Raw genomic sequence first — 497 nt, forward strand, 5'->3', positions numbered from 1 at the left:
GCCGGTGCTTTCGCCGGCGGCGTAGTGATCGGCGAGGCTGGTGGCCTGCCAGTCATCCACGGCCAGTGCATTGAGTTCGATGCGGCAGCCCAGGGCCTGGCCAAGTTGCAGGTTGGCTATCAGGCCGAAGCCACATGCCAGGCGGTCACAGGCGACTTTGCGGATGCGCCCGCCGATGCTCAGGCGCACGGCCTGCAGGCGCCCGTCGCCGAGTGCTTCGACGACATGGCTGTTCGCCCTGTAGCCCGGATGGAACAGGGTGCAGGCCTGCAGCAGCTTGCCTGGCCAGCGCGGCAGTTGCGCGGCGAAGCCGGCGACGGCTGACCAGTGTGCCTGCTCGGCGATGTTCAGCACCTGCGCGCCGTTGTCCTGCGCCGTGGCGGCGCTGGCGAGCAGCAGCGGGCCGCTGCCGGCGACGACGATGCGCTCGCCGGCGACCGGCAGGCCGCCCTTGATCAGTGCCTGCAGGCCGCCCGCGCCGGTGACCCCAGGCAACG

1 protein-coding gene is annotated in these 497 nt (G+C 71.2%); it reads right to left on the reverse strand.

Annotated elements, in window-relative coordinates:
- On the reverse strand, nucleotides 1-497 hold a 497-nt coding region (locus J0A65_RS25615; RefSeq protein WP_206597028.1), incomplete at both ends, for an NAD(P)/FAD-dependent oxidoreductase.

This window comes from Bowmanella yangjiangensis (genome assembly GCF_017255015.1).
In the GTDB taxonomy this organism is placed as follows: Bacteria; Pseudomonadota; Gammaproteobacteria; order Enterobacterales; family Alteromonadaceae; genus Bowmanella; species Bowmanella yangjiangensis.